Annotated in this window: 8 protein-coding genes; 7 read left to right on the top strand and 1 reads right to left on the bottom strand. The window is 63.6% G+C overall.

Annotated features, from left to right (window positions below; translation table 11 throughout):
• The first annotated feature begins 212 nt into the window (after positions 1-212).
• The 6 genes from lexA (at position 213) to ODQ19_RS27600 (ending at position 10,424) form a co-directional block, all read left to right on the top strand.
• Positions 213-830, top strand: coding sequence for a transcriptional repressor LexA (gene lexA / locus ODQ19_RS27575; protein WP_116665857.1), 618 nt, complete (start codon positions 213-215; stop codon positions 828-830).
• Entirely contained in the window at positions 830-1,444 is a 615-nt protein-coding gene (imuA, locus tag ODQ19_RS27580; RefSeq protein WP_330211784.1) for a translesion DNA synthesis-associated protein ImuA, read from the top strand. The genes lexA and imuA overlap by 1 nt, the downstream gene beginning before the upstream one ends.
• A 7-nt stretch (positions 1,445-1,451) precedes the next feature.
• Positions 1,452-2,867 carry a Y-family DNA polymerase gene (locus ODQ19_RS27585; protein ID WP_330211785.1) on the top strand — a complete coding sequence of 472 codons (1,416 nt, stop codon included), beginning with the start codon at positions 1,452-1,454 and terminating at the stop codon, positions 2,865-2,867.
• Between the two features lie 155 nt (positions 2,868-3,022).
• Entirely contained in the window at positions 3,023-6,094 is a 3,072-nt protein-coding gene (locus ODQ19_RS27590) for an error-prone DNA polymerase (protein WP_330211786.1), read from the top strand.
• Positions 6,095-6,195: 101 nt separating this feature from the next.
• Positions 6,196-7,908, top strand: a complete 1,713-nt coding sequence (locus ODQ19_RS27595; RefSeq protein WP_330211787.1) for an ATP-binding protein — start codon at positions 6,196-6,198, stop codon at positions 7,906-7,908.
• A complete protein-coding gene (locus ODQ19_RS27600) occupies positions 7,905-10,424 on the top strand; it encodes an excinuclease ABC subunit UvrA (protein ID WP_330211788.1) in 2,520 nt (839 codons plus the stop codon). Before ODQ19_RS27595 ends, ODQ19_RS27600 begins: the two co-directional genes overlap by 4 nt.
• Before the next feature lie 166 nt (positions 10,425-10,590).
• On the opposite strand, the gene tkt is transcribed toward ODQ19_RS27600, so the two are convergent.
• Entirely contained in the window at positions 10,591-12,648 is a 2,058-nt protein-coding gene (tkt, locus tag ODQ19_RS27605; protein ID WP_330211789.1) for a transketolase, read from the bottom strand.
• Between the two features lie 175 nt (positions 12,649-12,823).
• Here tkt and ODQ19_RS27610 point away from each other — a divergent pair, with 175 nt between their 5' ends.
• A complete protein-coding gene (locus tag ODQ19_RS27610; protein WP_330211790.1) occupies positions 12,824-13,048 on the top strand; it encodes a DUF465 domain-containing protein in 225 nt (74 codons plus the stop codon).
• The last annotated feature ends 356 nt before the right edge of the window (positions 13,049-13,404 follow it).

Below are 13,404 nucleotides of genomic sequence, written 5' to 3' on the forward strand. Positions count from 1 at the left end.
TGGCCGTTGCCGCAGGAATGGATATGTACACGGATAACATCGTCGGCTTTCAGGCCGCCATCGCAGGCAAGCCAGCTCCCACAGTTGAATCGTGGGGTGTCAGGTAGGCGGGCGTCGGCTGTCAGGCCGTCACGGGAGCAAGCCCCCTCCCACTGGTGTAACACCCAGCCCCGACTGACGGTTATTGTCAGAAATATCCCACAGGAGTACAAATGTACTCCATGACAAACCTGACCCCCCGCCGCACCGCCATCCTGACCTTCATTCGCGAGCGCATCGCGCAACAAGGTCAGCCTCCCAGCCTCGCCGAGATCGCCGAGGCGTTCGGCTTCGCCTCGCGCAGCGTCGCCCGCAAGCATGTGGTGGCGCTGACCGAAGCCGGCTTTATCGAGGTTAACCCCAACCAGGCCCGTGGCATCCGCCTGCTCAATCAACCTGCGCGTCCCGAGTGGCTGGATGTACCAGTGCTCGGCCGTGTGGCGGCCGGTCGGCCGATTGGCGCCGATGCTGAGGTGCACAGCCGCTTGCAACTGGACCCCGCCACTTTCGCCAAAACTCCCGATTACCTGCTGCGGGTGCAGGGCGATTCGATGATTGAAGATGGCATTCTCGATGGCGACCTGGTGGGCGTGCGCCGCAGTGCCGAAGCCCTGAACGGGCAGATTGTGGTGGCGCGCCTGGACGGCGACGTCACCATCAAGCGTTTCGAGCGCCACGGCGACAGTGTACGCCTGTTGCCGCGCAACCCGGCCTATCAACCTATCGTGGTCGGGCCCGGGCAGGACCTGGCCATCGAAGGCGTGTTCTGCGGCCTGGTGAGGCAAGGCTGATGGGCGCCGTGGTTGCCCTGGACTCGCTGTTCCGTGGCGGGCGAGTCTGGAAGGGCCGGCCCGCCGCGCCACCGGCCAGCGTACACCCCACGGGGCTGGCGGCGTTGGATGCGGTGCTGCCCAGTGGCGGCTGGCCGGAATCGGCCTTGAGTGAAATCCTGATGGCCCAGGACGGGGTGGGCGAGTTGCAACTGGTGCTGCCCACACTGGCACGCTTGTCGGCCCTGGGCGAGCGCATTGTGCTGGTGGCGCCGCCCTATACCCCCTATCCTCATGCGTGGCAGAACGCCGGGGTGGATGTGCGCCAGCTGTCCATTATCCAGGCCGAGGAGCGTGACGCGCTGTGGGCGGTGGAGCAATGCCTGCGTTCGGGCAGTTGCGGTGCGGTGTTGTGCTGGCCGCGCAAGGCCGATGATCGCGCTTTGCGGCGTTTGCAGGTGGCGGCGGAAACCGGGCAGACCCTGGCGTTTGCCTGGCGCTCCCTGAGCGAGGCGATCAATGCCTCGCCTGCCGCCCTGCGCCTGGCGGTCGAGGCCAGGCCCGCGCAAGTACGGGTGCTCAAGTGCCGTGGCGGGCTGGCCCATCCGGCGCCGATTGCCCTGGTGGGGCATTGAGGTTGCCATGCGTTGGGTGTGTATTGTCTTCCCGCAATTGGCGCTGGACGGGGCACAGCGTGTGCATCCCGAACCCGACCAGCCGCTGGCGCTGCTGGCCGGCACGCCGCAGCGGCGCGTGCTGCAAACCGTCAACGCCGCCGCCCGCGCCTTGGGCCTGCGCCCCGGTCAATCGTTGACGGCGGCCCATGCCCTGGTCAAGCAGTTTGCCTGTGTGGAATACGACCCGTTGGAGATCGAGCGCCTGCAGCAGTTTCTGGCCGCCTGGGCCTATCGTTTCAGCTCCCAGGTCAGCCTGTATTATCCGCGGGCCTTGTTGTTCGAGATCGAATCGAGCCTGGGCCTGTTCGGGCCCTGGCCGCACCTCGAGGCGCGTTTGCGCAAAGAGCTGACCGAGCTTGGCTTTCGCCATCGCATCGTCGCTGCGCCCAACCCGGCGGCGGCGCGGATATTGGCAAACGGCTACGACGGCCTGGCCGTGGCCGATGACCGCGCCCTGATGCAGGCCCTGGCATCGTTGCCTATCGACCGCGCGGGCCTTGAACCCCAGGCCGCCACTGCCTTGTCGCGCATGGGCCTGCGCAGCCTGGCCCAGGTGCAGGCCTTGCCCCGGCATACCCTGGCGCGACGCTTTGACGCCAGCCTGCTCAAGCACCTCGACGCCCTGAGCGGGCAGCGGCCATTGCCCCTGGATTTTTATCAACCGCCCGACCAGTTCGATGCACGCATCGAGTTGAATTTCGATGTGCAATCCCACCAGGCGCTGCTGTTCCCCTTGCGGCGCTTGACCGGCGACCTGTCCGCTTTCCTGTGCGGGCGTGACAGTGGCGTGCAGCGCTTTGACCTGCACCTGGAACACGCCCAGGCACAAGACAGCGTGATCAAGGTGGGCCTGCTCAGTGCCGAGCGCGAGCCTTCGATGTTGTTCGAACTGGCCCGTGGGCGTCTGGAGCAGGTACAGGTCACCGCGCCGGTGCGGGGTGTGCGTTTGGTGGCCGAGGACTTGCCGGTGTTCGTGCCGCAACGCCAGGACCTGTTCGACGACCGCCCGCAACAAACCCTACCGTGGGAACAATTGCGCGAGCGCCTGCGTGCACGCCTGGGGGATGAGGCGGTGCAGGGCCTGCGTTTTCAGGCCGACCATCGCCCCGAATGTGCCTGGCAGGCCACGACCGACCACCAGGCGTGCCCGACCTTGAACAAGGTCCGGCGCCCAGGCTGGTTGTTGCCGCAACCGACCTTGCTGGCCGAGCACGGCGTACAGATCCTGATGGGCCCGGAGCGCATCGAATCCGGCTGGTGGGATGGCGCCGATGTCCGCCGCGACTATTACCTGGTCCAGACCCGCGCCGGCCAGCAGGGTTGGGCCTATCGCACGGTGGGGCAAGGCGATGGGCTGTGGTTGCAAGGGTGGTTTGCATGAGCCTCCCCTCTGCTGGAGCGCACTTACTGTGGCGAGCAAGCTTGCTTGCGCTGGGGTGCGCAGCGCCCCCAATAAAAGCCGGAGACTGCTGCGCAGTCAGCGGGAGCAAGCTCCCTCGCCACAGCAAGCTCGCTCCTACAGGGGAGGGGTGACGTATGAATTATGCCGAGCTGCACTGCCTGTCTAATTTCAGCTTCCAGCGTGGCGCCTCCAGTGCGCTGGAACTTTTCGAGCGCGCCAAGCGCCAAGGCTACAGCGCCCTGGCGATCACCGATGAATGCACGCTGTCAGGCATCGTGCGCGCCTGGCAAGCCGCCAAAGCCGTGGACTTGCCGTTGATTATCGGCAGCGAAATGCACATCGAAAACGGCCCGAAACTGGTGCTGCTGGTGGAGAACCTGAGCGGTTACCAGCACCTTTGCCGGCTGATCACCCTGGCCCGGCGGCGGGCTGAAAAGGGCCGCTATCGCCTGCTACAGGAAGATTTCGAGCAACCGTTGTCCGGTCTTTTGGCGTTGTGGGTTGCGCAAGACAGCGACACCCAGGCCAGCCTCGACTGGCTGCGCCGCACCTTCGACCAGCGCCTGTGGCTGGCGGTGCATCTGCATTGCGGCCAGGACGATGCACGCCATCTGCAACAGCGTTTGCAACTGGCCCACAGCCTGCAAATCCCTGCCGTGGCCTGCGGCGATGTGCATATGCATGCGCGGGGTCGCCGTGCCCTGCAAGACACCATGACCGCCATCCGTCACCATGTGCCGGTGGCCGAAGCTGGCACGCGCCTGCACCCCAATGGCGAACGCCACCTGCGCAGCCTCGACGCGCTGGCGGCGCTGTATCCCCAGGCCTTACTGGATGAAACCCTCGCCATCGCGCGGCGCTGCACCTTCGACCTCGGCCAGCTGCGCTATCACTATCCACGCGAGCTGGTACCCGCGGGGCATGACGCCCAATCCTGGCTGCGCACCCTCACTGAAGAAGGCATCGCCCAGCGCTGGCCCGAAGGCATCGACGACAAGACCTTGCAGCAAATCCATCGTGAACTGCAGCTGATCAGCGAGCTGGGTTACGAAAGCTATTTCCTTACGGTACATGACATCGTGCGTTTCGCCCGCAGCCGTTCGATCCTGTGCCAGGGCCGTGGTTCGGCGGCTAACTCGGCGGTGTGTTTTGCCCTGGGCATCACCGAAATCAACCCGAGCCTGACCAACCTGCTGTTCGAGCGCTTCCTGTCCAAAGAGCGCAACGAGCCGCCGGACATCGACGTGGACTTTGAGCACGAACGCCGCGAAGAGGTGCTGCAATACGTGTTCCAGCGCTATGGCCGCACCCGTGCAGCCTTGACGGCGGTGGTCAGCAGTTACCACGCCACGGGCGCGGTACGTGATGTGGCCAAGGCCCTCGGGCTGCCGGCGGACCAGATTAACGCCTTGGCCGATTGCTGCGGGCGCTGGAGTGATGAGGCGCCGCCGTTGGAGCGCCTGCGTGAAAGCGGCTTCGACCCGGACAGCCCACTGCTGCGCCGTGTCTTGACATTGACCCAGCAACTGATCGGTTTTCCGCGGCACCTGTCCCAGCACCCTGGCGGCTTTGTGATCAGCGAATACCCGCTGGACACCCTGGTGCCGGTGGAAAATGCGGCCATGGCCGAGCGCACCATTATCCAGTGGGACAAAGACGACCTCGACGCCGTCGGCTTGCTCAAGGTGGACATCCTCGCCCTGGGCATGCTCAGCGCGATCCGCCGCTGTTTCGATTTGCTGCGCCGGCATCGCCACCGGGACTTGAGCCTGGCCACAATTCCCAAGGAAGACTCGGCCACCTACGCCATGATCAGCAAGGCCGACACCATCGGTGTGTTCCAGATCGAGTCGCGGGCGCAGATGTCGATGTTGCCCAGGCTCAAGCCGCAGACGTTTTATGACCTGGTGATCGAGGTTGCCATTGTGCGGCCTGGGCCGATCCAGGGCGGCATGGTGCATCCGTACTTGCGTCGGCGGAATAATGAAGAGCCCACGACCTATCCGTCGCCGCAATTGGAAGCCGTGCTGGAACGCACCCTGGGCATCCCGCTGTTCCAGGAACAGGTGATGCAAATCGCCATGGTCGCCGCTGACTATAGCCCCGGCGAGGCCGACCAGTTGCGCCGCTCCATGGCCGCCTGGAAACGCCACGGTGGCCTGGAGCCGCATCAGCAGCGCTTGCGCACCGGCATGCTGAAAAACGGCTACACCGAAGCCTTTGCCGCGCAGATTTTCGAGCAGATCAAGGGCTTTGGCAGCTATGGTTTCCCTGAGTCCCACGCCGCCAGTTTCGCCTTGCTGACCTACGCCAGTTGCTGGCTCAAATGCCATGAGCCGGCAGCCTTCGCCTGCGCCCTGATCAACAGCTGGCCCATGGGCTTCTACAGCCCGGACCAGATCCTGCAGGACGCTCGGCGCCATCGCTTGCAGATCCGCCCGGTGGATGTGCAGGCCAGTGACTGGGAGTGCAGCCTGGAGCCCATCGACGGCCAGCAACCGGCGATTCGTCTGGGCTTGCGCATGATCTCGGGGTTTCGCGAGGAAGACGGGCGGCGTATCGAAGCGGCGAGGCAGCAGCGGCTGTTCAACGACATCGCTGACCTGGACGCGCGCGCCGGCCTGGATACGCGTGCCCAGGCGCTGCTGGCGGATGCCGGGGCCTTGCGTGCCCTGGCCGGCAACCGCCATCAGGCGCGCTGGGACGTAGCCGGTGTGCATCAGCAACTGGGCTTGTTTGCCGGCCTGCCGAGCCCCGATGAAACGCGGGTGGCATTGCCCGAGCCCACGGTAGGCGAAGATTTGCACGCCGATTACGCCACCCTCGGCACCACCCTGGGGCCTCATCCCCTGGCGTTGTTGCGCGCCGAGTTACGCCGGCGCCGTTGCCGCAGTTCCCAGGAGTTGCTGGCGGTGGAACATGGGCGCAACGTGAGCATCGCCGGGCTGGTCACTGGCCGCCAGCGCCCAGGCACGGCGAGCGGCGTGACCTTTGTCACCCTGGAAGATGAGTTCGGCAACCTCAATGTGGTGGTCTGGCGCGACCTGGCCGAGCGTCAGCGCCAGGCGCTGGTGGGCTCGCGTTTGCTCAAGGTGGACGGCCGTTGGGAGGCGGTGGGTGAGGTGCGGCATTTGATCGCGGGACGCCTCACCGATTTGACGCCGTTGCTGGATGGAATGGTGGTGCGCAGCCGGGATTTTCATTGAGTTCCAGGGGTTTGTGCATTCCTCTGTGTTCAGGATGAAACCATCCACCGCTGGCGCGCTCCAAAACTTGCGACTGTCTTGTCCCTGCACAGAGCCCAATCATGCAATTTTTATCCAACCCCCATGGCTGTGAAGGCTGGGCCGGCGAAATGGCCCAGCGGATTCGCACATTTGACTGGTCAAGTACCGACCTTGGCCCTTTGGATCAGTGGTCCACGAGCCTGGCTTGCACCGTGCAAATGATGCTCGCCTCACCCGTGCCGATGGTGATGCTGTGGGGGCGGGCGGGGTACATGATCTACAACGACAGCTATTCGGTATTTGCCGGCGGGCGCCATCCCTATCTCTTGGGCACTCCGGTAGAACTGGGCTGGCCGGAAGTGGCCGAGTTCAATCGGCATGTGGTGGATACGTGCCTGGCGGGCGGCACCTTGTCATTCAATAACAAGGAGCTGGTGTTATCGCGTCACGGCCAACCGGAAAGCGTGTGGCTGGACCTCTATTACAGCCCCGTGGCCGGGGACAACCAACAGCCGGCCGGGGTGCTGGCGATTGTGGTGGAAACCACCGAACTGGTGAAGTCCGAGCGGGTGCGCCAGGAGCTCACCCATAATCTGGAGCAACGCGTCGCCGCTGAAGTGCAGGCGCGGTCAGCCGCAGAAGACCAGTTGCGCCAGTCACAGAAGCTGGAAGCGATTGGCGGCCTGACCGGTGGCGTGGCCCATGACTTCAATAACCTGCTGCAAGTGATCGCCGGCAACCTGCATTTGCTCGCCCGGCATGAGCCGGACAATTGTCAGGTGCAACGTCGCGTCACCGCGGCCATCGCCGCTGTGGAGCGGGGGGCCAAGCTGTCGTCGCAACTGCTGGCCTTTGCCCGTCGCCAGCCCTTGTCTCCGGCGGTGTATAACCCGCAGCGCATCTACGCCGGCCTGGGCGAGCTGTTGCAACGGGCGCTGGGGGAAACCATTCATATCGACGTGCAACTGCCCCAGGACTCCTGGTGCATCAATGTCGACCGCAACCAGCTGGAAAACGCGTTGCTCAACCTGGCGATCAACGCCCGCGATGCCATGCAGGGCGAGGGCGTAATTCGTATCACCGGGGAAAACGTCATCCTCCACCCGCAAGATTGCGTAGGTAAAAGCATCAAGCCCGGCGAGTACGTGCGCCTGGCCGTGGCCGACACCGGCGTGGGCATGTCCGAGGCGACCCTCAAGCGCGCATTCGAACCCTTCTTTACCACCAAGCGCGAAGGCCACGGCACCGGCCTGGGCCTGAGCATGGTGTTCGGTTTTGTGCGCCAAAGTGGCGGGCACGTGGACATGTGGAGCGAGGAGGGCAAGGGCTCGGTGGTACAGATGTATTTTCCCCACTGCCTGGAGCCTGAATGCTTCGACGACGACAGTGATGCGGACCCGCAAGGCAGCGGCCAGGAAACCATTCTGGTGGTCGAGGACAACGAAGGCGTGCGCCTGACGGTGGTCGAGTTGCTGCAGCAATCGGGCTATACCGTACTGACCGCCGAGGATGGCGACCGCGCGATGCAAGTGTTGCAGCGCGGCGTGTCGCCGGACCTGATCTTCACCGATGTGGTGATGCCCGGTCGGGTCAAGAGCACCGACCTGGCCACCTGGGCCCGCGCGCAGAACCCGCCGGTGCCGGTGCTGTTTACCTCTGGCCACACCCGCGACATTCTGTCTTCCAATCATCTGCTCAGCGCCGATATCCACCTGCTGAGCAAACCCTACAGCCCCGATGCCCTGACCCAACGTGTGCGCAGGGTGCTTGGCGCAAGACAAGGTTGCCCATGACATCACAGCGCAACATCCCACCGCTCACCGCCCGGCAAACGGGCTTCGTCAGGGTGCGTGGCGCCCGTGAACATAACTTGCGCAATGTCGATGTGGATATTCCCCGGGACGCCCTGGTGGTGTTTACCGGCGTGTCTGGCTCCGGCAAATCGTCCCTGGCGTTTTCCACGGTGTATGCCGAGGCCCAGCGCCGCTATTTCGAATCGGTGGCGCCCTATGCGCGGCGCTTGATCGACCAGGTCGGCGTGCCGGATGTAGACAGCATCGAAGGCTTGCCGCCTGCCGTGGCCCTGCAACAGCAACGCGGTACACCCAGTGCGCGCTCCTCGGTGGGCAGTGTCACCACCTTGTCGAGCTTGATCCGCATGCTCTATTCCCGCGCCGGCCGTTATCCGAAAGGGCAGGCCATGTTGTACGCCGAGGACTTCTCGCCGAACCTGCCCCAGGGCGCGTGCCCGCAATGCCACGGCCTGGGCCGCGTGTATGAAGTGACCGAAGCGCTGATGGTGCCCGATCCGTCCTTGACCATCCGCCAGCGCGCAGTGGCGTCCTGGCCGTTGGCGTGGCAGGGCCAGAACCTGCGCGACATCCTCGTGACCCTGGGCTATGACGTGGACATCCCGTGGCGCGAACTGCCGAAAAAGCAGCGCGACTGGATTCTGTTCACCGAAGAAACCCCCACCGTACCGGTGTACGCCGGCTTCACCCCGCAGCAGACCCGCGAGGCGTTGAAACGCAAGTTGGAGCCCAGTTACCAAGGCACCTTCAGCGGCGCCCGACGCTATATCCTGCACACCTTCGCCCACACCCAGAGCGCGCTGATGAAAAAGCGCGTGTCGCAGTTCATGCAAGGCAGTGCCTGCCCATTGTGCGAGGGCAAACGTCTGAACCAGGCGGCGTTGTCGGTGAAGTTTGCCGGGGTGGATATCGGTGAGCTGTCGCAATTGTCCCTGGCGCAATTGGCCGAGTTGCTGCGGCCGGTGGCTGCGGGGCAGGACAGGATGAAGCTGTCGGTGGAAAAACGCCTGGCAGCCCAACGCATCGCCCAGGACCTGCTCGAACGGGTCAATACTTTGATCGAGCTGGGCCTGGGCTACCTGTCCCTGGAGCGCAGCACGCCGACCTTGTCGTCCGGGGAGCTGCAGCGTCTGCGCCTGGCTACCCAATTGGGCTCGCAGTTGTTCGGCGTCATTTATGTGCTCGATGAGCCTTCGGCGGGACTGCACCCGGCGGATGGCGAAGCATTGTTCACGGCGCTTGATCGTTTGAAGGCCGCGGGCAATTCGCTGTTTGTGGTGGAACATGACCTGGAAACCATGCGCCGCGCCGACTGGCTGATCGACGTGGGCCCGGCTGCCGGCGAGCATGGCGGGCAAGTGTTGTACAGCGGGCCGCCCGCAGGGTTGGCGGATGTCGAGGCCTCGCAGACCCGTGAATACCTGTTTGCCCAACCTCGCCCGGCCAATGCGCCAAGCCGCGAGCCGGCCGGGTGGCTGAAGCTTACAGGCGTGACGCGAAATAACCTGAATAATTTGAACGTGGATTTCCCGCTGGGCTGTTTCACCGCGGTGACGGGGATTTCCGGCTCGGGCAAATCCAGCCTGGTCAGCCAGGCGCTGCTAGAACTGGTGGGCACGGGCCTGGGGCGTGTGCTGGAAAGCGACGACGAACCGAGCCTGGAAGATGCTGCACCGCAAGCCAGTGGCGGGCGCATCAGCGCCGGGCTGGAGCACATCCAGCGCCTGGTGCAGGTGGACCAGAAGCCCATCGGCCGCACGCCGCGTTCCAACCTGGCGACCTATACCGGGCTGTTCGACAACGTGCGCAAACTGTTCGCCGCCACGCCAGCGGCCAAGAAGCGCAATTACGATGCCGGGCAGTTCTCCTTCAATGTCGCCAAGGGCCGTTGTCCAAACTGTGAGGGTGAAGGTTTTGTCAGCGTTGAGTTGCTGTTCATGCCCAGCGTGTACGCGCCATGCCCGACCTGTCACGGCGCGCGCTATAACCCCGATACCCTGGCGATCAAATGGCAGGGCTTGAACATCGCCCAGGTGCTGGGGCTGACGGTGGAGCAGGCGGTGCAAGTGTTTGCCGAGCAGCCGGGCATCCTGCGTTCGTTGCTTGTGCTGCGCGATATCGGCCTGGGTTATCTGCGCCTGGGGCAGCCGGCTACCGAGCTGTCCGGCGGTGAAGCCCAACGCATCAAGCTCGCCACTGAACTGCAACGTAACGCCCGGGGCGCCACCTTGTATGTCTTGGACGAACCGACCACCGGCTTGCACCCCAAGGACGTCGATCGTTTGCTCAGCCAGTTGAATCACTTGGTGGAGGCGGGGCATACGGTGGTTGTGGTGGAGCATGAAATGCGCGTGGTGGCCCAGAGTGACTGGGTGATTGATATCGGCCCGGGGGCAGGGGACCTGGGCGGAACGGTGGTGGCGTGCGGCACGCCCCACAAGGTTGCCAAGAGCAAGCACAGCCGCACTGCACCTTATCTGGCCCAATCACTGATCTAACGGGTGCTGATGTCCAAAATGTGGGAGGGGCAAGCCCTGATGCCAGTCAGTTAAGCGCAGACTCCTGTGGGAGCGGGCTTGCTCGCGAAAGCGGCAGGTCAGTCAATATAATGTTTGCTGGGCCGACGTCTTCGCGAGCAAGCCCGCTCCCACATTAAGCCCAGTGTCAGTCAGTGAGGTTGTGCTGGATCTGCTCTTTGGCCAGCTTCACCACATTCTCCACGGTAAACCCGAACTTCTCCTGCAACTTGGCCAGCGGTGCCGAGGCGCCGAAGCTGTTCATCACCACTTTGGCGCCGGTCTGCCCGACGTAGCGGTCCCATCCCAAGGGCCCTGCCTGCTCCACCACTACACGGGCTTTAACCGCAGGCGGCAGGACGCTGTCGCGGTAGGCTTGGCCCTGGTCTTCGAACAGCTCCCAGCTGGGCATCGACACCACGCGAGCGCCAATGCCTTGGTCTTTGAGCTGCTCATAGGCGGCCACCGCCAGGCTGACTTCGCTGCCGGTGGCGATCAGGATGACCTCCGGTTGATCCGCGCCGGCCAACACATAGGCACCTTTGGCCGCGCCGGAAGCTGCGGCATAGTGGTTGCGGTCGAGGGTCGGCAATGCCTGGCGCGATAACACCATACAGCTGGGCCGATGGGTTTGTGCCAACGCCACCTTCCACAGCTCAAGGGTTTCATTCGCATCGCCTGGCCGTAGCGTCAACAGCCCCGGCGTGGCACGCAGTTGGGTCAGGTGTTCGATGGGCTGGTGGGTGGGCCCGTCTTCGCCTACGCCGATGGAGTCATGGGTAAACACGAAGATCACCGGCAACTCCATGATTGCTGCCAGGCGGATCGGCGGTTTCATGTAGTCGCTGAACACCAGGAAGGTCGAGGTGTACGGGCGCAGGTAGGACAGCGCCATGCCATTGGCAATCGCGCCCATGGCGTGTTCGCGGATACCGAAGTGCAAGTTGCGCCCGCTGTAGTCATCCGCGCTGAAACGCCCGGCACCGTCGAAGGTGAGGTTGGTCTTGGTCGAGGGCGACAAATCCGCCGAACCGCCCAGCAACCATGGAATCTGTTGGGCGAAGGCATTCAATACCTCGCCGCCCGAAGCACGGCTGGCGACGCCTTTGGCATCGGCGGCAAAGCTGGGCAGGTGCGCCTGCCATTGCTCGGGCATTTCCCCGGCGCGCATGCGTTGCAGCTCATCGGCCCGTTGCGGGTCGAGGGCGGCCAGGGTCTGGTTCCACTCGGCGTACAGCGGCTCGGCGCGTTCGTAAAGGGCATCGCGCAACAGTGTGCGAGCCTCTTCGGGCACGAGAAAGCTTGAATCCTGCGGCCAGCCATAGGCGGCCTTGGTCAGACGAATCTCGTCCTCTCCCAGTGGTTCGCCATGGGCCGCAGCGGTGTTGTGTTTGTGCGGTGAGCCGTAGCCGATCACGCTGTCCACCACGATCAAGGTGGGAGCGCCGGTGTTGGCCTTGAAGGTTTCCAACGCCACGCTCAAGGCCTGCAAGTCATTGGCGTCGGTGACATGCACAGTGTGCCAGCCATAAGCCTGGAAGCGTTGGATCACGTCTTCACTGAACGCCAGCTCAGTGTGGCCCTCGATGCTGATGGTGTTGTTGTCATAGATCCAGCACAGGTTATCGAGCTTCAAGTGCCCGGCCAGGGACGCGGCTTCGCTGCTGATGCCCTCCATCATGTCGCCGTCACCGCACAGGGTGTAAACGTCGTAGTCAAACAGCACCTGGCCGTCGCGGTTGAAGCGCTGGCCCAGCCATCGCTCGGCCATGGCCATGCCCACGCTGTTGGCGCAGCCCTGGCCCAACGGGCCGGTGGTAGTTTCCACGCCCGTGGTCATGCGGTACTCGGGATGGCCTGGGGTCTTGGAGCCGATCTGCCGGAACTGCTTGATATCGTCCAGGCTGACGGCCGGCTGGCCCGAGCGCTGGCCATGGGCATCGATCTCCACCACACCGGCCAGGTGCAACAGCGAATACAGCAGCATCGAGGCATGCCCTACCGACAGCACAAAACGGTCACGGTTGGGCCAGTCAGGATGCTCGGGGTGATAACGCAGGAAGCGACTCCACAACGTATAACCCACCGGCGCCAGGCCCATGGGCGTGCCAGGGTGACCCGAATTGGCCTTCTGCACGGCATCCATGGCCAGGGTGCGTAGGGTGTTGATGCATTGGGTGTCGGCAGCAGTGGCAACGTGATTCATAAAACCGTTCTCCCTGGGGTGGCGATCTACAGTGGAGGGCAGGGCGGGGTAAAGGTTTGATCCCATCGCGTGCGCCGCGACGAACGGGACGTTGTTGGCCTCAAACATGACAAGACCGGTTGGAATGGGCTAGCTTCAAGGGCGTAGACCATCGATCAATCTGTGGAGGTACGCCATGCCAGTGAAACACGACCTGTATCAGGACTTGGGGTTGAGCAAGGAAGTTGTTCACGAACGCAGGGCGCAGGACAAACGGTTGGATTCGTTGCTCACCCAATATGATGCTGCCGACGGGGAGGTGCTGGCGGCGGAAAAAGCCAGTGCCAGCGATGAGGATGTGGAAAAGCTGAAGAAGAAACGGCTATTGATCAAAGACGAAATTGTTGGGCGGCTGGGTTAAGCAATCCCTAGCCACACACTTGGAATGTGCACATTTGTTCAGAATTGTCTGGAGGACAAGTGCCGTTTCACTCCTTATGATGCGCCCCGTCCACTCGGCTCTGGGGCTTGTTGCGACGCAAGGATTGCGTTGTTGAGCCGGGTGGGCATCCTCAGAATTCATGCAACACCGGGCCGAATCGGTCGGCTGCAAATGCTGCCTGTGGGAGCTGGCTTGCCTGCGATGGCGGCCTCCCAGCCGACGCCTATCCACCTGACACCCCGCGATCCAACTGTGGGAGCGGGCTTGCTCGCGAAGGCGGCCTGACAGGCGACGCAGGTATACCGGGTGTATATCCATTCCTGCGGTAACGGCCG

Origin of the sequence: Pseudomonas sp. AM4(2022), assembly GCF_036346515.1 — a bacterium.
Taxonomy (GTDB): Bacteria; Pseudomonadota; Gammaproteobacteria; order Pseudomonadales; family Pseudomonadaceae; genus Aquipseudomonas; species Aquipseudomonas paracarnis.

Coding starts and splice junctions, on each gene's coding strand:
- lexA (WP_116665857.1), top strand. CDS start 213: ATGTACTCCATGACAAACCTGACCCCCCGCCGCACCGCCATCCTGACC.
- imuA (WP_330211784.1), top strand. CDS start 830: ATGGGCGCCGTGGTTGCCCTGGACTCGCTGTTCCGTGGCGGGCGAGTC.
- ODQ19_RS27585 (WP_330211785.1), top strand. CDS start 1,452: ATGCGTTGGGTGTGTATTGTCTTCCCGCAATTGGCGCTGGACGGGGCA.
- ODQ19_RS27590 (WP_330211786.1), top strand. CDS start 3,023: ATGAATTATGCCGAGCTGCACTGCCTGTCTAATTTCAGCTTCCAGCGT.
- ODQ19_RS27595 (WP_330211787.1), top strand. CDS start 6,196: ATGCAATTTTTATCCAACCCCCATGGCTGTGAAGGCTGGGCCGGCGAA.
- ODQ19_RS27600 (WP_330211788.1), top strand. CDS start 7,905: ATGACATCACAGCGCAACATCCCACCGCTCACCGCCCGGCAAACGGGC.
- tkt (WP_330211789.1), bottom strand. CDS start 12,648: ATGAATCACGTTGCCACTGCTGCCGACACCCAATGCATCAACACCCTA.
- ODQ19_RS27610 (WP_330211790.1), top strand. CDS start 12,824: ATGCCAGTGAAACACGACCTGTATCAGGACTTGGGGTTGAGCAAGGAA.